The 20,710-nt window shown below is 51.7% G+C and carries 16 protein-coding genes; 12 read left to right on the top strand and 4 right to left on the bottom strand.

Translation table 11 applies throughout. The annotated features are described in order from the left end of the window. Positions 1-38: 38 nt before the first annotated feature. Complete coding sequence (glgB, locus tag LVJ88_RS06740) at positions 39-4,349, bottom strand: 1,4-alpha-glucan branching protein GlgB (protein WP_085418719.1); 4,311 nt, start codon at positions 4,347-4,349, stop codon at positions 39-41. A 194-nt stretch (positions 4,350-4,543) separates the two neighbouring features. On the opposite strand from glgB, the gene ushA reads away from it, so the two are divergent. Further along, positions 4,544-6,118 (top strand): bifunctional UDP-sugar hydrolase/5'-nucleotidase UshA, encoded by a 1,575-nt coding sequence (gene ushA, locus LVJ88_RS06745; protein ID WP_085356832.1) that lies wholly within the window; start codon positions 4,544-4,546, stop codon positions 6,116-6,118. Here ushA and LVJ88_RS12645 read toward each other — a convergent pair. Next, on the bottom strand, positions 6,089-6,289 hold the full coding sequence (locus tag LVJ88_RS12645; protein WP_416171757.1) for a lipoprotein signal peptidase: 201 nt from the start codon (positions 6,287-6,289) through the stop codon (positions 6,089-6,091). The two genes, ushA and LVJ88_RS12645, sit on opposite strands and share 30 nt — an antisense overlap. 254 nt (positions 6,290-6,543) lie before the next feature. Between LVJ88_RS12645 and rbsD the strand changes: the two genes are divergently transcribed. From rbsD to rbsB, 4 genes are read left to right on the top strand one after another with little or no spacing between them, the layout of a single operon-like run. Further along, positions 6,544-6,945: a D-ribose pyranase gene (gene rbsD / locus LVJ88_RS06750; protein ID WP_085418718.1), complete on the top strand. Its 402-nt coding sequence runs from the start codon at positions 6,544-6,546 to the stop codon at positions 6,943-6,945. Then, positions 6,945-8,438 (top strand): sugar ABC transporter ATP-binding protein, encoded by a 1,494-nt coding sequence (locus tag LVJ88_RS06755; RefSeq protein ID WP_085418717.1) that lies wholly within the window; start codon positions 6,945-6,947, stop codon positions 8,436-8,438. Before rbsD ends, LVJ88_RS06755 begins: the two co-directional genes overlap by 1 nt. Further along, entirely contained in the window at positions 8,435-9,373 is a 939-nt protein-coding gene (locus LVJ88_RS06760) for an ABC transporter permease (RefSeq protein ID WP_054600382.1), read from the top strand. The genes LVJ88_RS06755 and LVJ88_RS06760 overlap by 4 nt, the downstream gene beginning before the upstream one ends. A gap of 32 nt (positions 9,374-9,405) precedes the next feature. Next, on the top strand, positions 9,406-10,329 hold the full coding sequence (rbsB, locus tag LVJ88_RS06765) for a ribose ABC transporter substrate-binding protein RbsB (RefSeq protein ID WP_085356828.1): 924 nt from the start codon (positions 9,406-9,408) through the stop codon (positions 10,327-10,329). A 276-nt stretch (positions 10,330-10,605) separates the two neighbouring features. On the opposite strand, the gene LVJ88_RS06770 is transcribed toward rbsB, so the two are convergent. After that, a complete protein-coding gene (locus LVJ88_RS06770; protein WP_085356827.1) occupies positions 10,606-10,956 on the bottom strand; it encodes a TonB family protein in 351 nt (116 codons plus the stop codon). Positions 10,957-11,525: 569 nt separating this feature from the next. Here LVJ88_RS06770 and dapF point away from each other — a divergent pair. The 4 genes from dapF to cysK all read left to right on the top strand — a co-directional run bounded on the left by dapF (position 11,526) and on the right by cysK (position 14,704). After that, on the top strand, positions 11,526-12,374 hold the full coding sequence (dapF, locus tag LVJ88_RS06775) for a diaminopimelate epimerase (RefSeq protein WP_085418816.1): 849 nt from the start codon (positions 11,526-11,528) through the stop codon (positions 12,372-12,374). Beyond that, entirely contained in the window at positions 12,374-13,030 is a 657-nt protein-coding gene (locus LVJ88_RS06780; protein WP_085418817.1) for a DUF484 family protein, read from the top strand. The genes dapF and LVJ88_RS06780 overlap by 1 nt, the downstream gene beginning before the upstream one ends. A gap of 1 nt (position 13,031) precedes the next feature. Further along, on the top strand, positions 13,032-13,637 hold the full coding sequence (locus tag LVJ88_RS06785; protein ID WP_085418818.1) for a hypothetical protein: 606 nt from the start codon (positions 13,032-13,034) through the stop codon (positions 13,635-13,637). 134 nt (positions 13,638-13,771) lie between these two features. Beyond that, the gene (gene cysK / locus LVJ88_RS06790) at positions 13,772-14,704 is read left to right on the top strand and encodes a cysteine synthase A (protein ID WP_085356824.1); all 933 of its coding nucleotides are present in this window, start codon (positions 13,772-13,774) and stop codon (positions 14,702-14,704) included. A gap of 86 nt (positions 14,705-14,790) precedes the next feature. Here cysK and LVJ88_RS06795 read toward each other — a convergent pair whose 3' ends face one another. After that, positions 14,791-16,275 (bottom strand): aldehyde dehydrogenase family protein, encoded by a 1,485-nt coding sequence (locus LVJ88_RS06795; protein WP_054598838.1) that lies wholly within the window; start codon positions 16,273-16,275, stop codon positions 14,791-14,793. 370 nt (positions 16,276-16,645) lie between these two features. Between LVJ88_RS06795 and miaA the strand changes: the two genes are divergently transcribed. From miaA to LVJ88_RS06815, 3 genes are all read left to right on the top strand, one after another. Then, a complete protein-coding gene (gene miaA, locus LVJ88_RS06800) occupies positions 16,646-17,590 on the top strand; it encodes a tRNA (adenosine(37)-N6)-dimethylallyltransferase MiaA (RefSeq protein WP_085359004.1) in 945 nt (314 codons plus the stop codon). 256 nt (positions 17,591-17,846) lie between these two features. Then, entirely contained in the window at positions 17,847-19,859 is a 2,013-nt protein-coding gene (locus tag LVJ88_RS06805; protein WP_054598836.1) for a site-specific recombinase, read from the top strand. Between the two features lie 258 nt (positions 19,860-20,117). After that, on the top strand, positions 20,118-20,456 hold the full coding sequence (locus tag LVJ88_RS06815; protein ID WP_085356479.1) for a cupin domain-containing protein: 339 nt from the start codon (positions 20,118-20,120) through the stop codon (positions 20,454-20,456). Positions 20,457-20,710: the final 254 nt, after the last annotated feature.

Here is a 20,710-nt window from a genome sequence, read left to right on the forward strand (position 1 = left end):
TGATGCCGTCTGAACGCATACTTTTATCATCGTCAAAATTATTTTCTTCCAGCCGGTTTACTGTCGGCTGCCAAATACAGCCACACCGTAGCCAGCGGCGGCAAAGTCAGCTCCAGCGACTGCGCCTTACCGTGCGATTCAACGGCCTGCGTAGCCGTTTGCGCGCCGCACGACACACCGCTGCCCTGATATTGCAGGCCGTCTGAATTGAGTATTTCGCGGTACACACCTGCCGCATTCACGCCGATGCGGTAATGATGGCGCACTACGGGTGTGAAATTGCTCACGGCAATCAGGCGGTTGCCGTTGCGGTCGCGCCGCTCGAACGCGAATACCGAATGGTTGCCGTCGTCGGCCACCAGCCACTCGAAACCTTTGGGCCATTGGTCGAGCTGGTAAAGCGGCGCATGGCTGCGGTAAGTATGGTTAAGGTCGCGCACAAAATCCTGCACGCCTTTGTGCCACAGGCCGCCGTGTTGTTCTTCGAGCAAAAACCAATCGAGCGGCTCGTTGTAGTTCCATTCGCGCCCTTGCGCAAATTCGTTGCCCATAAACAGCAGCTTTTTGCCGGGGTGGGCATACATAAAGCCGTAATAGGCGCGCAGATTGGCAAATTTCTGCCAGCAGTCGCCGGGCATTTTCGCCAGCAGCGAGCCTTTTCCGTGCACCACTTCGTCGTGCGAGAGCGGCAGGATAAAGTTTTCGCTGTATTGGTACATCATGCCGAAGGTCATCAGATTGTGGTGGTATTTGCGGTTGATCGGGTCTTCCCGCATATAGCGCAACGTGTCGTTCATCCAGCCCATGTTCCATTTGTAGTGGAAATTCAGCCCTTCGGCACGGGTTACGCCGGCAAACGAAGTGGATTCTTCGGCCATTTCGGCCACGGCAGGGGCATATTGCTGCAACATGGTGTTGGTGTCGCGCAGAAAGGCGATGGCTTCCAAGTTTTCGCGCCCGCCGTAGCGGTTGGGAATCCACTCGCCCTCTTTGCGCGAATAATCGCGGTAAATCATCGAAGCCACGGCATCGACGCGCAACCCGTCGAAACCGAAACGCTCAATCCAATATAAAGCATTGCCTTGCAGGAAATTTTTCACTTCGGCACGGCCGAAATTGTAGATCAGCGTGTTCCAGTCTTGATGGTAGCCTTCGCGCGGGTCGGCATGTTCGTAAAGCGGCGTGCCGTCGAAACGGCCGAGACCGTGCTCGTCGGCAGGAAAATGGCCGACCACCCAATCGAGTATCACGCAGATACCCGCATTGTGCGCCGCGCTAACCAATGCCTGCAACTGCTGCGGCGAACCGAAGCGGCTGGTCGGCGCATACAGCCCCGTGGCCTGATAGCCCCACGAACCGTCAAACGGGTATTCGGAAAGCGGCAACAGCTCGATATGGGTAAACCCCATGCCTTTCACATAGCCTACCAATTCTTCTGCCAATTCTTCGTAGGTGAGCCAGAAATGGTTTTCCAGATTGCGCCGCCACGAACCGAGATGCACTTCGTAAATCGCTATCGGGCTGTCGATGGCGTTGGCACGGGCGCGGAATGCGGGTTCGGGCATTTTGTCGGGCAGGCCGCGCACCACCGAAGCAGTGGTCGGGCGCAGTTCGGCGGCGAAAGCGTAGGGGTCGGCTTTTTGGTAAACGCGGCCGTCTGAACCGCGTATTTCGAATTTATACAGGGCATTGAACGGCACGGCGGGGATAAAGATTTCCCAAATGCCGCTTTCGGCATGGCGGCGCATCACATGGCGGCGGCCGTCCCAGCGGTTAAACGTGCCGATTACCGAAACGCGCCGGGCATTGGGCGCCCACACGGCAAAATTCACGCCCCGAACGCCGTCGATTTCAACACAATGCGCGCCCAAAGCCTCATACGGGCGCAAATGCGTACCTTCGGCAAGCAGCCATTCGTCGGTTGCCTGCAAATGCGAACCGTAGCGGTAGGGGTCTTCAACGGTTTCAGACGGCCCTTCTGCACTGTATTGCACGCTCAAGGCATAATCGGGCGCATCGGGCGGCAACACGGCGGCGAAAAAGCCCCTGTCGTCGAGTTTTTCGGTGGCGGTCAGCAGTCTGCCGCCATCACGCGCCACAATGTCCACACTCAGCGCATCGGGCATCAGGCAGCGCACCGTTTCGCCCCCGCCCGGCAGCGGATGACGACCGAGATACGCAAACGGATTGCCGTGTGTGGCGTAAAACAGGCTGTCGATGGTGTCGCGTTCGGTTTGGTCGGGCGGCGGATAGGGCGCCCTCAGGCTGTTTTTTCTCATACGCACCTCGTTGAGCATGGCAAGTTGCTGCACGATAAAGGGATGGTTAACAAACGCTTCTACCGGCAAAGGCAGTTTGCGCGCCCAGTTGGGATAGCCGCCCGCCACACCGGGCACATTGAAGTTTTCGGTCATGCCCAGCAGGTTTTCGATTTGCACTGCGTAAAGCAGGCTGCGGCTCTCGGCACCGAAACGGTGAACGGCGTTCGTCAGCACATGATCGGCGGTTTCAGACGGCCTGTAATCGAAAGGCAGGCAACGGGTGTATTTGAGCGCATTGAGCAGGTCTTCTTTATCGCGGCTGCGCTGTGCCGAGGCCGTCTGAAAAGCATGTTCGCCAACCAAAGTGCCGAGCGCATACATGGTTTGTACATCGCGCCCCGCCCACCAGCCAGCCAGCGGCGCCACGTCGTGCGTACTGATCACGGCAAGCGCCTGCTGCGGGTAAAATTCGGGGTGCTCGAAAGCATAATCGTGGCGGCTAAAATACATTACCTTATAAGAAAAAATGCGGTAGCGGTCGAGCAGCCGGCGGGTGTCTTGAGGCACCGTGCCCAAATCTTCACCGATTACCACGCAGCGGCAGCGGTGGCTTTCCAAGGCGGTAACGGCAAACAGCACTTCCTGCGGATAATGCACATAAGCACCCTGATCGGCCGTTTCGCTGCCCAATACCCACCACAGGCGGCACAGCGACATCACATGATCGATGCGCAGCACGCCGTACCAACGCATATTGGCGCGCAATACTTCGATAAAACTGCGGCAGCCGGTGCGCTTCATCACCAGCGGATGATAGGGCGGCAAGTTCCAGTTTTGCCCCGCAGGGCCTAGCGGGTCGGGCGGCGCGCCTATCGACATATCCATGCAATATTGCTGACGTGCCAACCAAGTGTCTGCGCTGCCCCGCGCCGCACCCACCGCCAAATCGCCATACACGCCGAGCGGCACGCCGTGCGCCCGTGCGGCATCGTTCGCGGCCTCAAGCTGCTGTGCGCACAACCATTGCAGCCACATATAAAAACGGATTTCGCCTTCATGCGCCCGAGCAAACGCCTGTACGGCCTCTGCGTGCGGATCGTGAAATTCAGACGGCCACGCCGTCCACCCTACTTCTGTGCCGTCCCGGCGGGCATAATGGTTGTCTAAAGCTTCAAACAGCGCAAAACCGTACAGCCCTTCGCCTTTTTCTGCCGCAAACTGCTCAAAGGCCGTCTGAAAAGGTTTTGCCGAAGGGCCGCGCTCGTTTTCAAACGCTTCGAACACCAACAGCAGGGCTTCTTTTTTCAACGCCCATACCGCCGCATAATCCACCGTTTCGGTTTCGCGCACCGCCGCTATTCTTGCCCGGGTATGCCCGCTCTCCAGCCATGCCCGCGCCCGCGCCGCAAACGGCATGGTTTCGATTACCTTTGCCGCATCCAAATACAGAGCATTCAGCCACACGCGCGAAGAAGGGCTGTACGGGCTGGCATAATCCGGCCTCGCGGTAAACAGCGCGTGCAGCGGATTAATACCGATAAAATCTACGCCCTGCCCGCCCGCAAACGCCATCATGCGAGCCAAATCCGAATAATCGCCTATGCCCCAGTTGTGCGCCGAGCGCAGGCTGTATAGCTGTATCGTCAAGCCGTTCATCCGCATGCCGTCTGAAAGCGGCTGCGGGCGGTATGCCTGTTCGGGCGCAACCACCAGCCACACGCGGTGTTTCAGACGGCCTTTCCCCACCGTCAGCCGGTAATAACCGCTTTGAGGCACGGATAAAAAAACAGCAGGCCGGTTGCCGTTTTCTCCCAACGACCACTCCGCCTGCTGCGTTTTGCCTGCTTCGTCAACCAGCGATACCTCGTCTGCACCGGCATAATCCGGCGGCAAACCGACCGCACCGCGCACACCTTCGTGCAACGCCGCCACATCGTCAAACCCGCCGGCAGGCACGTCTTTCTGCAAGCGTGCCGCCAGCTTTTCCAGCACCCGCCCGCTTGCCGGACGGTAAACGCCGTCGATATCGTGATAGCCGGAGGCAATACCCAAACCTGCCGCAAGCTCTGTAATCGGATGTAGGCTCATAAGGTTAACCGAGTGTGGATTTTACAAATGTCTCATACTGTAAACCGATATTAATATAAAATGCGAACGCACGGATATGTAATTGCGCGTAGTTCCCACATAAACTGATTTCGACCAATATCCCCGATTTCCGGTTGGCTTCGCAGCGAATCGGATTCATCCTTTTCATCTGAACAAACGAAAGAAGTGCCGTTATGAAAAAAATCCTGCTTACCGCCCTGCTTCTGCCCGCCCTTGCCCATGCCTACCAAAGCGGCAAAACCTACCACCTGACCATACTGCACACCAACGACACCCACGGCCGCTTTTGGCCCAACGAACGCGGCGAATACGGCATGGCCGCACACCAAACGCTGGTGAAACAAATCAGAAAAGAAGTGCAGCACAAAGGCGGCTCGCTGCTCATCCTTCATGCAGGCGACATCAACACCGGCGTGCCCGAATCCGACGTTCACAACGCCCGGCCCGACATCGAAGCCATGAACGCCATCGGTTACGAAGCCATGGCTTTGGGCAACCACGAGTTCGACAACCCGCTGCAAATGCTCGGCATGCAGGAAAAATGGGCGAAGTTTCCGTTTATCTCCGCCAACGTGCGCCACAAACACAGCGGCAAATATTTGGTGAAACCTTATGTGATGCTCAACAAAAAAGGGCTGCGCATCGCCGTAGTGGGGCTGACCACCGAAGAAACCGCCACCGCCGCCAATTTGGTATATACCCAAAACGTGTCTTTCGATGACACCCGTCGCGCCGCCTCCAAAATGCTCAACAACCTCAAGCGCCGCCAACCCGACATCAAAATCGCCCTCACCCACTTGGGCTACAACAGCGACATCGGTCTGGCCGAGGCGCTGCCTCAGCAATCGTTCGACCTGATTATCGGCGGCCACAGCCACACCACCGTTTGCGTCGATTCGGAAGGCCGTCTGAAAAAAGACTACCGTGCCGGTGAAGCCTGCCGCCCCGATTTCCGCAACGGCACTTGGATTATGCAGGCAGGCGAATGGGGCAAATATTTGGGGCGCGCCGACTTTACCTTTAAAGACGGCAAACTCTCTTTGCAATCCTACCGGCTCATTCCGGTCAACCTGAAATACAAAACCGAAACGGCCGACGGCAAAACCGAATATGTGCTCTATCAAAAAGAAATCCCGCAAGACGAAAAACTGGCAGGCCGTCTGAAAAAATACCAAGACGAAGCCGATGAAAAACTCGGCATCGAAGTCGGTAGCGTAACCGGCAAACTCGAAGGCGACCGCAGCATTGTCCGCCACCAAGCCACCAATCTCGGCCGCCTGATCGCCCGTTCGCAACGCGAGCGCACCGGTGCCGATTTATCGGTTATGAACAGCGGCGGCATCCGCGATTCGATTCAGGCAGGCAAAGTCACCTATAAAGACATCTTGCGCGTACAGCCTTTCGGCAACCTTGTCGGCTATGTAGGATTAACCGGTGCCGAGCTGCGCGGCTACCTGCAAACCGTAAGCCAAATGAAACCCGGTTCAGGCGGCTATCCCCAATTTGACAATGTTTCTTTCCAAACCGATGCCGAAGGCAAAATCAGCAATATCCAAATTGGCGGCAAACCCCTGCAAGACAATCAAGTGTACCGCCTCAGCCTTCCCGATTTTCTGGCCAACGGCGGCGACGGCTACCCCAAAGTGGCCGACAGACCTTCATACGTTAACACCGGCTATGTCGATGCCGACGCATTAAAGCTCTATTTCCAACGCCATTCACCGATAGACCCCGCGCAGTTTCAATAATAAAGGCCGAGACCTTTGCAAAACCCCCAGATGCGGATGCAGTTCAAGGCGTAGCAGCACAGCGAGTGCAGACATATCATATAGATAGGCAAACGAGCGAGCAGCGCACAACGCAGAAATGCGCCGCAGATGGGGGTTTTGCAAAGGTCTCAGGCCGTCTGAAAGCACCACATGCTTTTCAGACGGCCTTTATAACTGTTTTTCCGCGCCCTTTTTATCAAGATAAAACAATATATCAAATTATCTTAACAAACATTATTAATCTTTCAAAAACCCGTTGAAAACCGATTGAATCCGCCATTATACTTACAGCTTGTCATCGGAAGTTATTCTGATTGCTTAAAAAAATCGAGCGTGCCCTAAGCAGGCCGAAATCTGTTCTGTAAGGCCGCGCCTCAGAATTTACGCAAAGGAACACATGTATTATGAAAAAAACAGGTGTACTCAACGCAGAACTCTCCAAACTCATCGCCACTTTGGGGCATGGCGATATGCTGGTAATCGGTGATGCCGGCCTGCCCGTTCCCCACGGCGTTCCCTGCATCGACTTGGCCGTCAGCTTGGGCGTACCGGCGCTGCGGCAGGTATTGGATGCCGTATTGCTGGAAATCTGCTTGGAAAAAATCACGCTGGCAAAAGAAACCGAAACGCACAGCGCCGATTTATGGCGGTTTGCGCACAACCATGCAGAAAACAACCGCATTCAAACTGCAACCGTCAGCCACGAAGCACTCAAGCAGCTTTCCCAAACCGCCCGCGCCGTTGTCCGCACCGGCGATACAACGCCTTATACCAACATTATTCTTCATTCCGGAGTGCCGTTTTAATGAACCAGCCGAAATTATTGGTGGAAATGCGGCAAATCAACAAATCGTTCGGCCCCGTGCAGGTGTTGCGCGGTGTGGATTTTGATTTGCGCGCCGGAGAAGTCCATGCCCTGATGGGCGAAAACGGCGCGGGCAAATCCACCCTGATGAAAATCCTCACCGGCATTTATCAGGCCGAAGAAGGCCGGGTATTGATAGACGGCCGCGAAGAAACCATCAAAACGCCTGTCGACGCACAAAAGCTCGGCATCGCCATCATCCACCAAGAACTCAACCTGCTGCCGGAAATGACGGTTGCAGAAAACTTTTTTCTCGGGCGGGAAATCGTGAAACACGGCGTGCTGCAAAAGCAGCAAATGGCCAAAATTGTTACCGAACAGCTTGCCGCATTGCAGGCCAACTTCGGCCCCGATACTTTGATTAAAGAATTATCGGTGGGTCAGCAACAATTGGTAGAAATCGCCCGCGCGCTTTCGATTGATGCGAAAGTGATTATCATGGACGAGCCGACCGCCGCCTTAACCGAGCCTGAAATCCAACGCTTGTTCGGAATTGTGCGGCAGCTTGCCGAAAAAGGCGTCGGCTTGGTTTATGTGTCGCACCGCATGGAAGAAATTTTCCAAATCTGCCAACGCATAACCGTATTGCGCGACGGCATTTCGGTCGGCACCAAAGCGATTGCCGATACGCATTTCGACGATGTGGTCAGCATGATGGTGGGGCGCGAACTGAACGAGCGTTTTCCCGAACGCCAAAGCAACATCGGCGAAGTGAAGTTGGCAGTCAATAATCTTTCAGACGGCCTCAACGTCAGCGGCGTCAGCTTTGAAGTGCGTGCCGGAGAAATTCTGGCATTTGCCGGGCTTATCGGCTCGGGGCGCACCGAAATCGCCAACACCTTGTTCGGCTTATCCCCGCTGGCGGAAGGCGAAATCAAAATCAACGGCAAGCCCGTGCAAATCAAAAGCCCGCGCCATGCCATCGCCCATAAAATCGCTTACGTTACCGAAGACCGCAAAGCCAAAGGTTTGATTCTTGATATGAGCGTTCGCGAAAACAGCACGCTGGTGCATCTGCCCGTAAAAAACGGCATGGTTGACCGCGCCCACGAGAAAAGCTACATCAAACAAGCGGTTGAGAAGCTGAAAATCAAAGTGGCCGACACCGAAGAAGCCGTGCGCCGTCTTTCCGGCGGCAACCAGCAAAAAGTCGTGTTGGCCAAATGGCTGATGGAACTGCCGGAAATCCTGATTCTCGACGAGCCGACACGCGGCGTAGATGTGGGCGGCAAAGCCGAAATTTACCGCATCATCAACGAATTAAGCCGTGAAGGCGTAGCCATCATCATGATATCGTCGGAGCTGCCCGAAGTGCTCGGCGTATCCGACCGCGTGGCGGTGATGTGCGAAGGCCGTCTGAACGGCATTTTGAATACCAAAGAGGCTGACCAAGAAAAAATCATGGCATTGGCAGCCGGAGGAAACGCAGCATGAAACCATTGTCTATCGGCGCCACCGTCAAAAAAATGGGGCCTTTATTGGGTTTGGTGGTGTTGTCGGCCGTATTGAGTGCGGCCACACCCAACTTCCTGACTTCTAATAACTTATTCAGCGTATTGCGCCAAGTAACATACAGCGGCCTGCTGGCTTTCGGCATGACGTTTGTGATTCTGATCGGCGGCATCGATTTATCGGTCGGCGCGATTCTGGCTTTGGTCGGCATCATCACCGCCAGCCTGATTCAGACAGGCATGGATCCGATTTTGGCATCCTGCATCGGCATTCTGCTCGGCGCCGCCTGCGGTGCGGTAAACGGGCTGTTGGTGTCGGTAGGCCGCATCGCTCCCTTCATCGCCACGCTGGCCACCATGATTCTCTTCCGCGGAATCGCGCAGGAATATTCCCAATCCAAACCGATTACCATCAATGTAGACGGCTTCTTTAACGATATCGGCTCGGGCTATCTTTTCAACACCGTTCCCACGCCTGTGGTGTTGATGCTGGCCGTTTATTTCGTTTTATGGTTTGTGTTGAAAAAAACCCGTTTCGGCCGCCACGTTTACGCGCTCGGCGGCAGCGAAGACGTCGCCCGCATTTCCGGCCTGAAAGTCAGAAGCCTGAAACTTTGGGTTTACACTTTATCGGGCATGCTTTCCGCCGTGGCCGCTTTGGTCGTTACCAGCCGCCTTTCTTCCGCCAGCCCCAACGCCGGCGTGATGTACGAATTGGACGCGATTGCCGCAGTCGTATTGGGCGGAACCAGCCTGTCCGGCGGGCGCGGCTGGCTGTTCGGCACACTCGTTGGCGTGGTATTGCTCGGCGTATTGAGCAACGGCCTCAACCTGCTGAACGTATCGGCCAACTACCAACTGATTATCAAAGGCGCGGTTATTCTGTTTGCCGTTTTACTTGACCGCAAAAACGCCTGATTTTTCTTACCCTCTCACAATGGAGAACCACGATGAAATTCTTACGCAAAGCCTCAGCCCTACTCATTACCGGCGTTCTGCTCGCCGCCTGCGGCCAACAACAGGCCGACAACAAAACCGCTGCTTCCGCAGCCGCAACCGGCGACACCGTAGGCTTGGCCATTTCCACCCAAAACAACCCGTTTTTCGTTAACCTGAAAGAAGGCGCACAAGCGCAAGCCGACAAACTCGGTTTGAAACTGGTGGTGGTAGATGCCAACGACGATTCGGGCAAACAAGCCGCCGGCGTGGACGATTTACTGCAGCAAAATATCAAAGTGCTGCTGATTAACCCCACCGACTCCGAAGCCGCAGCCGCTTCAGTCAACCGTGCAGCCAAAGCAGGCATTCCCGTTATTTCCATCGACCGCTCGGTGAAAGGTGCCGAAGTGGCTTCACATGTAGCGTCCGACAACGTTGCCGGCGGTAAAATGGCAGCCGAATATATCGTCAGCAAACTGCCCGCAGGCGGTGAAATGGTTGAGCTGGAAGGCATTCCCGGCTCTTCCGCCGCCCGTGAGCGCGGCGAAGGTTTCCACCAAGTGATGGACGCACAACAAACCATTAAAATCGTTGCCAAACAACCGGCCGATTTCGACCGCACCAAAGGCTTAACCGTAATGGAAAACATTCTGCAAAGCCACCCGAACATTAAAGCAGTATTTGCCCATAACGATGAAATGGCCTTAGGTGCGGTAAAAGCTTTGGAAGCAGCCAATAAAAAAGACGTTATCGTGGTCGGCTTTGATGCAACCGACGACGCCCAAGCTGCGGTTAAAGCCGGCAAAATGGCAGCAACCGTCGCCCAAAAACCGGCCAAAATCGGAGAACTGGGCGTAGAAGCTGCCAAGAAAGTGATTGCCGGAGAAACCGTGGAAAAATCCATTCCCGTGGAATTGGAGCTGATTAAGCAATAAAATTTTTCCTATCTAATTAAAAGGCCGTCTGAACATTAATGTATTCAGACGGCCTTTTGCCATTTACCGGATACTTTTGCGCGGATGTGGGGTGCATTCAAAGCGTATCCGGCAAATAAATTTCAAAATCTGTATTCAGTTTGTCGAAATATCAAACCGTTATAAATAACCCAACTGCACATCTTTCCAAACAAAAAGCACTCTTATCCGATTAGATAAGAGTGCTTTTCTCTACTTTGTATTTTCTCAGCTGCTGCTTATGAAGCAGCCTACACTTTAACGTTTTAAACCGGCATGTTGCACGGCGGCAGGCTGGCTGAAGTTAATTTCTTTAATGGCACTGAAATTGATCGGATCGCCGTTCATGGTAACCGGACGCAAATGTTGCGTGCGGATCCAAGTAACCGCTTGTGCATCAATCTGTTTGGAACCGCTGCTGCGCACTACTCGCGCACCGTTCACTTGGCCGGAAGCATCGATATCGATGCTTAACGCCAAGTTGCCGACAATAGGATTAACGGCTTCGGAAGCTTTTTGATGAAAAGCAATATCTTGGGCAAAGCCGGTTTGCGCGGCAGAAAACAAGATAAAAGCAAACACGGAAGAGAGAGCACGCTTGAATTTCATTTTATATTGTCCTTATCGTAATGTGTTTGGCCATATTTGAATCATTAAATGCCAAAATACCAAATCTCTTAAAGAAAAATATAAATATTTTTAAATTAAATTAAAATATTATGCTTTTCTTGATATGTATTTTGCATGACAGCAAAGATTATTGCAAGCACAAAATAAGATAATCGGAAATTTTTTTAGATATTCGGCTTTTTAAATGCCAATAAAAATATTTCACTTAATATCTATTTTCTCAAAAATAGAAAATTAAAATACTATTTTTTAATTTATTTTTTATTTTAAACAAAGGCTTGAATAAGCCGAGCATCATTATCTGTGTTTTTACTGCAACTTAGCGGCATCGCATACCGTTTGTTCCTTTTTAAAACCGATTGTCTCTTATATGCAACTCATATAAATAATTTACCCTAACGATTTTTATTCTCAAAGAATAGCCGGATCGCCGCCAAAACCATAGATATGGTGTAAAATCGACCTTAGTTAAACATTCAGACGGCCGAGATAACAGGCCGTTTTCTCTCTTTTCTTTCATACAGCAAACGGCCGGCAAAAGGAAAATCATGAAAAAACTGAAATTTACAAAAATGCATGGTTTGGGTAACGACTTTATGGTTGTTGACGGAATCAGCCAAGAGCTGGATTTGAGCAACGCGCCTTTGGCAAAATGGGCCGACCGCCATACCGGCGTAGGGTTTGACCAACTTTTACTGGTAGAAAAACCCGGTTCCGAATCGGTAGATTTCCGCTACCGCATTTTTAATGCAGACGGCGGAGAAGTAGAACAATGCGGTAACGGCGCACGCTGTTTCGTCCGCTTTGTGGTGGATAAAGGGCTGACGGAAAAAACAGAAATTGTTGTCGAAACCGCACGCGGAATCATTTTGCCGCGTTTGGCGGAAAACGGTTTGGTTACCGTTAATATGGGCAAACCGCACTTCATGCCGTCTGAAATACCGTTTATTCCTGCGGCGGGCGAAGCTGCCGATTCTCTAACCCATATTATCCTGATCGGTTTGGAATCTGTGGCGGTTAGCTGCGTGAGCATGGGCAACCCCCATGCGGTAATCGTAGTGGAAGATGTCGATACGGCTCCGGTTGAAATATGGGGTTCGGCCGTAGAGTCGCACGAACAGTTTCCGGAGCGCGTCAATGTAGGCTTTATGCAGGTTGTCAACGATAAACACATCCGCTTGAGAGTGTATGAGCGCGGCACGGGTGAAACACAAGCCTGCGGCACCGGAGCATGTGCGGCGGTGGTTACCGGCGTCCGCTTGGGCTTATTGGCCGAAGGCGAAGAAGTGCGGGTAAGCCTGCCCGGCGGAGATTTGTTCATTACTTGGCAAACAGGTGCCGATGTCATGATGACGGGCCCTGTTGAAACCGTGTACGAAGGCGAGCTGCAATACTGATGAAAAAAGAAAACGTTTTGGATTTTTTAAGGCAGCACCCTGATTTCTTGGCAGAGCATGCCGATGAACTGGGCATACGCCTGCGTGATGACAAAGTGCGCTCGTTTGCTCAAGCCCAATTAACCGCTTCCCGGCTCAAAATCGAAAAAATGGCCGGGCAGCTGCAAACCATGATTACCGATTCGGAAGCAAACCGAAAAATCGTGCAGCGCCAAATGGCATTAGACATTAAATTATTACAAGCCAACACGGTGGCACGGCTGGTTCAGGCTTTATATTCATCACTAGAACATGATTTCGATATACGACACTTCCGCTTGGTTTTAATCGCCGAACCGAAAAACAAAGTGCGTATTCCCGAAACAATCGTTCTGCCTGCCAAAGCAGATAAAGCACACAAACAGATCGCAAATCTCCGTGCCCCCGTTTTGGGCACTAAAATCAGCGCGGAAATTCGTGAACTGCTGCCTGAAAATAACACGATACCCGAAAGTTATTTGCAACTTCCCATCCCGATAGGCGGTACCACAGGCGGCTTATTGCTTGCCGCAGACGAAAACGTAAACCGTTTCGCCGCCGGTTTGGAAACCGAAACCGTCTGCCATCTGGCAGATGCCGTCGGAACCGCCTTATCCCGCATGATGGGATACCGTTGACATGGCAATCGGTTTTGATTTGTTGGCATTGGCCGTTTATATCGCTGTATTTACCACGGCGGCATTTAAAGCCGGTCAGTTTCAGTGGTTTTGGGCAAGCGTGCTTCTTTGGTTGGGAGTCAGCACAATAGGCGCACGGTTGCTGCCGGGCATCTTAGGCATCACGCATCTTGCACCTTTATATATTCCTCATTTCTATATCACGCTGGCCAGCCTGTTTTTTTTCATCAACCATTGGAAAAAACTGCCCGAAAAAGGCTGGTGGCATACTCAAGAAGCAGGCAGCTTTATCAGCTTGTTTGCAGTGAGCGGGCTATTGATGACAACGGTTTCGGCATTGCTTACATTATTGGTATATATGCGTTTTCCTACCGGTATTACGCCTTATGTGATGCCTGCCCTGCTTCAAATGTATGCACTCAAACCTGCCTATTGGTTTGCCGCGCAGGGTTTTATCATGTTGGTTTTTTATGCTCACCGCGGCCTGATTTCAAACGAACCTGCCAACCGTTTCAGCAGCAAACAGATTCAGGCCGGCATTTTAATGGCTTTTTTATTTCAGACGGCCTATGTGTTCAATGAGTTGCTCAATATCCGCTTCGGCTGACAAACTTTAAACAGACTCTTAACAACTAAAAGTTATAACCTAAGAAATATAAAATATTGGGCTTTCATACAATTTGAATATAGTATGAAAATGTCCGTTATTTTGATTTATTTTGATTGATCAGGAGCAAAATGATGAATATTGCAAGCAATATTACCGATTTGATCGGCAACACCCCATTGGTTGAACTCAACCGTCTGACAGAGGGCCTGCCCGGCCGCGTAGTAGCTAAACTAGAGTTTTTCAACCCCGGCAGCAGCGTTAAAGACCGCATTGCCGCTTCCATGCTCGATGCTGCCGAAAAAGCAGGAAAAATCAATAAAAACACGGTAATCGTAGAAGCCACCAGCGGCAACACCGGCATCGGTTTGGCCATGGTATGTGCCGCCCGCGGTTACAAATTGGCGATTACCATGCCCGAGAGCATGAGCAAAGAGCGACGCATGCTGCTGCGTGCTTTTGGAGCCGAACTGATTTTAACGCCCGCGGCAGAAGGCATGGGCGGCGCGATTGCCAAAGCAAAATCTCTCGTTGACGAGCATCCCGAAACTTATTTCATGCCGCGCCAGTTCGATAACGAAGCCAATCCCCAAATCCACCGCGAAACCACAGCCGAAGAAATTTGGCGCGACACCGACGGCCAAGTGGATATTTTCGTATCGGGCGTAGGCACCGGCGGCACAGTAACCGGTGTAGGCGAGGTATTGAAAGCGCGCAAGCCGGGTGTGCAAATCGTAGCGGTTGAACCGGAAGCCTCTCCCGTGCTCAGCGGCGGAGAAAAAGGCCCTCACCCGATTCAAGGCATCGGTGCAGGCTTCGTTCCCAGCATTCTGAACACAGAAGTGTACGATACGATTATTAAAGCTTCTAATGAAGATGCTTTTGCCACCGCCCGTGCCATGGCTGAAAAAGAAGGCATTTTAGTCGGTATTTCTTCCGGAGCTGCCGTTGCCGCCGCTTTGCAACTGGCTCAAAAACCTGAAAACAAAGATAAATTAATTGTCGTGCTGATTCCTTCTTACGGCGAACGCTATTTATCCACCCCTCTGTTTGCCGATTTGGCATAATCATTCGAATCACAACGCAACCATAGCAAGAGGCCGTCTGAAAATATTTTCAGACGGCCTCGTTCAAAACATCATCACATCAACAATCAATACATGCCTTCGCGCTCTTCGCGGGTGCTGATGTAGATGTTTTTCACTTGGGTGTAAGCAGCCAACATCATCTTGTGGGTTTCGCGGCCGATACCGGAAGTTTTGTAACCGCCGAACGGTGCACCGGCAGGCAAGCGGTTGTAGCAGTTCACCCAAACGCGGCCGGTTTCCAAAGCACGGGAAACGCGCAGGCAGCGGTTGATGTCTTTACTCCAAACCGCACCGCCCAAACCGTATTCGGAATCGTTGGCCATTTTGATTACGTCTTCTTCGGTTTTGAACTTGATTACAGTTGCCACAGGGCCGAAGATTTCTTCTTGCGAAATGCGGTCGTCGTTGCTCTGCGCCGCAATCAGGGTAGGCTCAACGAATTCGCCTTTACCTAAATCGCCGCTTTCGATTTTCTTACCGCCGGTAATGATGCGTGCGCCTTCCTGCTCGCCGATTTTCACATATTTCAAAATGGTTTCCAGTTGGCCGGCATTCACTTGCGCGCCCATTTGGGTGTCGTCTTCCCACGGCAGGCCGACTTTCACTTTCTTAAACTCTTCGGCCAGCGCATTCACGAATTTATCGTAAATACCTTCCTGCACGAAAATACGCGAACCGGCACAGCACACTTGGCCTTGGTTGAACAGAATACCTTTTTGCGCACCTTCAAGAGCCTTGTCGAACGGCATATCGTCGAAGAAAATATTCGCAGACTTACCGCCCAATTCCAAAGTAGCCGGAATCAGCATTTCGGCGGCAGCGATACCCACATGACGGCCGATTTCGGTAGAACCGGTAAACGCCAGCTTGCTGAAACCTTTGTGATGCAGCATATATTCGCCCGATTTCGATCCGCGGCCGGTGATGATGTTCAACACACCTTTAGGCAGCAAGTGGTTCACTTTTTGCGCGAACGACAGCAGGCTCAACGAAGTGCTGCTCGACGGGTGGATAACGATGGTGCAGCCAGCAGCCAAGGCGGGAGCGATTTTCCAAGCCGCCATCAGGAACGGGAAGTTCCACGGAATAATTTGGCCGACCACGCCGATGGGTTCGCGCAATACGATAGACAGATCTTCTTCGTCCAACTGGTTGCAAGTGCCTTCTTCGCCGCGGATAACGCCGGCGAAATAACGGAAATGGTCGGAAGCCAGCGGAATATCGGCGGCACGGGTTTCGCGTATGGGCTTACCGTTGTCCAAAGTTTCTTGCAAAGCAAACAACTCGGCATGTTCGTCAATCACATCGGCGATTTGGTTCAAAATAACGGCGCGCTCGGCTGCGGTGGTTTTTTTCCATGTTTTAAACGCTTCCTGAGCGGCTTTTACCGCTGCATCCACATCTTCGTTGCTGGCATCGACGAATTTCGCCAGCTCGGCACCGTTGGAAGGGTTGTACGATGTCATCAGCTCGCCTTTGCTGCCTTTGGTCCATTCGCCGTTAATCAGCAGGCCGTATTCTTTATCAAAAACATTCAAATCTTTAGCCATGATTGTTTCTCCTCATGAATATTTAATTAGCAGGTTAAGCCTTGAGGCTTAAAATCAGCATAGTATCTTTTAGTTGATGTTTCAAGGTTTAATTACGGAAAATCAGGTATTGTTTACAAGATTTGAAAAACAATAACTTACTAAATATCTAGGAAAACGGTTGGATTTTATTGTCATTTTTTCCACATGCCTGTGTTATTTTTCAAAATCATCCGTTCATTGATTCTACATATTTTCTGAAGCTCAAGAGTTTCTTAACCCTAAAAAAAGGCCGTCTGAATACATTTCTCCTGATGTTTGCGGTCAGGTATCCACTGCAAAGCGCAGTTGTTATAATTTCGGCCTTTCTTTCACTCAGCCCGATTTCCAGATGACTGCCATTCCCAAAGCCTTCGCCATTCTCGGCCCCACCGCCAGCGGCAAAACCAATCTGGCATTGCGCCTTGCCGAATCGCTTCCTGTCGAAATCATCAGCTTGGATTCCGCATTGGTTTACCGCGATATGGATATCGGTACGGCCAAACCTACGCTTGCAGAAAGAAACGCCGTTCCCCACCACCTTATCGACATCATTTCACCTCTTGAAGCATACAGTGCAGCCGACTTTGTGCGCGACTGCACCCGCTTAACCGCAGAAATACACCGGCGCGGACGCCTGCCTTTAATCGTGGGCGGCACCATGATGTATTTCCACGCGCTCACGCAAGGTCTGAATACCTTGCCGGAAGCCGACCCCGATATCCGTGCGCGTATTCAGGCCGAAAAAAACGAACACGGCTTAGCCTACCTTTACGGCCGTCTGAAAAGCATCGACCCGCAAACCGCCGCCCGCTTGGAACCTGCAGACAGCCAGCGCATCGAACGTGCGCTGGAAGTGTTTATGCTTACAGGCAAACCGTTGAGCCTGCATTTTTCCGAACAGCAAACCTATGCACCGCCGCTTGATTTATGCACCCTTGCGCTGATTCCGGACAACCGCGCCCTACTCCACGCCCAAATCGGCAAACGCTTCCTTACCATGCTCGAACAAGGGCTGCTTGAAGAAGTACAGCGGCTTCAAACCGATTATCCCGATTTAAACGCCGATATGCCGTCTATGCGTTGCGTCGGCTACCGCCAAGCTTGGGAACATCTGGAGGGTAGATACGGTTTGGATGCCTTGATTGAAAAAGGCTCGGCAGCCACCCGACAATTGGCGAAACGGCAGCTTACTTGGCTGCGTAAGCTACAACCCCAATTAACGCTCGACCCCTACACCGACGAAAATATTATTCAGACGGCCTTTACCTGTATTCAAAAACATTTCGGCATTTAACGGTATGTGGAGGCCTGCATGCGGCAGACGGTTTGCGCTACCGACTCACATACGGCACCATTTTCCAACTTCATCCATGAAAAAACTCACAGATAAAACCGAAATGCACTTTTTCCTCCAATGTAAAAACGCTTAGGCTACTGCATTTTTTTGCTGCTTGTTTCGGGAAAATAAGGTATTTTTAGGCGGCTTGCGGCTTTTGTAAAAAGTTCCGCACCAACGAAAAAAAGAACGCACCAACCGGCATAACCAAAAAATGAATTCAAAACACATCCAATCAACCATACACATTATTCTGAAAAAACATATCGACAACACCGATTTCGTCGCCACTCTCAACGCCTTGATTGATTTTATGCGCAAAGGCGGCGCAAAACGTGCTCCCGAGCGGTTTGATGCCTTGCTCGCCGTATTGCAGGAAGACCCGGCCCTATGCGCCAAACTGAGCCAGCGTTTTTACACTTGGCTTTCCAAAGTACACATTTACCCCGCTTTGGTAGGTTTGGGAATATTTTCACGCAGCGGCTTCGCCCGCGAAATGGGCTTGAGGCTTTACGAGCGTTTCAGCCCTTCATACAAAGATTTAAACAATCTGCGCGATGTGTTTCTTTATTTGTTCCATTCCAAAAACGACGGCAAATGGCTGCAAAGCCTTACCGTGCGCCAATGGCTTAAGCTCCATACACTCATGAGCGCACAGGCCGATAAAACGCTCGTGCAAAGCGTATTGCGCCAACTTTCCGCAGCCCGTCTCCACGCCTTGGAAATGCTGTCGGTTTGGGTGGCCGCCGAAGCTTTGGAACCCGATTTAATCCGCATCGAACCGAGACTGCTGGACGTCAATTCTTCTTTTGTTGCCCTTCAGCGCGAAACATCCAAACTCGCCGAGCATTACCAAACCCAAACCACGCCTTACGACACCGCCCATATCGAAGTGATGCTCGACCAATGCCGCAATCAGGTAGAGCGGTTGCGGCGCAAAGGCACGGGAGCCGGATCCGGTTCGTCGGTTAAAGTGGCCCATCTGCTCGAACGTTTGGCCCAAACCATCGAACGCTTAAACCTGCTGTTGCACATTCAAACAGGCGAACACTACAAACATGCAACCGTTTGCCTGCTCAATTCGATGACTTCCGCAGCGGTAGAACAACGCAGCACCGATCTGCTTTGGCGGCGCAGCGTTAAAATGCTGGCCACCAGCATCAGTGAAAACAAAAGCCACCACGGCGAACACTACATTACCCGCACCCGCAAAGAATACTTCAGTATGCTTTGGTCGGCCGCGGGAGGGGGCGTGCTGATTTCGTTAATGGCCTTGATCAAAATCCATATCGGCCACATGGGTTTGAGTGTGTTTGCCACCTCTTTGCTCAGCGGGCTTAACTATGGTTTCGGCTTTATGCTGATTCATATGCTGGGCTTTACCGTTGCCACCAAACAGCCTGCCATGACCGCCGCCAGCTTTGCCGAACAAGTGGCACACACCGAAAAAAGCCGCTCTTCGGTTGAAACCAAACTTGCTTCGCTATTAATCGACGTAGTGCGCTCGCAAAGTGTGGCCGTGTTCGGCAATGTGTGTCTGGCCGTTTTACTCGCCGCCTTAATTGCCTATACCTTCTTCTCCAACACCGGACAACCCTTGCTGGATGCGCACAGCGTAGCCTACCAACTCAAGTCGGTACAGATTTTTACCCAACCCACCCTGTGGTATGCGGCCATTGCCGGCGTGTGGCTGTTCTGCTCGGGCATCATTGCCGGTTTCTTCGACAATCGTGCCGATTATCTCGACCTGCGCCGCCGCCTCACCGTCAACCCCCTGCTGAAAAAAATATTTTCGCCGAAAGCCCGTGCATGGCTCGGCAATTATCTGCACCATAATTACGGCTCGCTGATGGGTAATTTTTTCTTCGGCATGTTGCTCGGTATGACCGGCTATTTCGGCTACCTGCTCAATTTGCCGCTCGATATCCGCCATGTGGCTTTCTCTTCTGCCAATATCGGTTATGCGGCAGTAAGCGGCAATATCGGCTTCGTTTCATTTGCGTTCAATTTAATCGGCGTTTTGTTGATCGGCTTGGTTAATCTGATGGTCAGTTTTGCATTGGCGCTGCTGGTCGCCCTCCGCGCCCGCGATACGCATATCGATAGTGTGCCGAAGTTGTTGAAAAACACTTGGCAGCAAATCAAAGCCAATCCGCTCAATCTGTTTTTTCCCGTTCAGCCCGTTGCCGATATGGCAAAAGGCAATCACAAATCGGAACACAAATAATGAAACCTTTGCCCCCTGATGTGGATACCGTTCAAGGTGCAGCAGCATAACGAGTGCAGACATATCATATAGATAAGCAAACGAGCGGGCAGCGCACAACGCAAAAATGGCCGCTGACGGGGGTTGAAAAGGTATCAGGCCGTCTGAAAAGCGTTTCCCGCTTTTGCCCTATATCAAAAGGCCGTCTGAAAAATTCCTGCGTGAAAACAGGCAAAACTATAATTGCCTGTGTAATTTAATTTCACATGGGAGTGAACCGTGAAACAATATACGTTAAATCCCCACGCCCTGATCGGCGGCGTGATTTCGGAAGACAGCGACCAACAACTGGTACAGCTTTCTTTGCAAAAAAACAATGAAATTCCCACTTATGAAACCGATGCGATTGTGCTGCTGATAGTATTGAACGGCAGTGCGATGGTGTGCACCGAAAACGAGTCTATTGAAACCAAAGGCTTACAGGTAGTGCGTCTTGAACCCCATGAAGCGCACAGCATCAAGGCACTGGAAAACCACACCAACATACTGGTGATTAAACAGCTGACCCACGAGCTTGTGTTCAGTAAAAAACTGCGCTTTGGCAGCTGCTGTCTTTAAAACCTTTCCCGTCATCCAACGCTTTTTTTACTCTCGACAGCCAGCCGAAATGCCTTCAAACAAGTGCGTTGATCAACCATGCCGTAAAACCACTTACCGGTAACATAAATCGAAGGGGCGGGTTTATCATCCGCCCCTACTAAACTATAGTTAATCCGCTTTTAAATGGCACATACGTTATATTCAGGCTTGAGCCGAGTATTCCCTAAATTTGCTGAAACTCAAGATACTCGGGGCAAGCACGGGTATGACGG

This window comes from Neisseria dumasiana (assembly GCF_022870885.1).
Classification (GTDB): domain Bacteria; phylum Pseudomonadota; class Gammaproteobacteria; order Burkholderiales; family Neisseriaceae; genus Neisseria; species Neisseria dumasiana.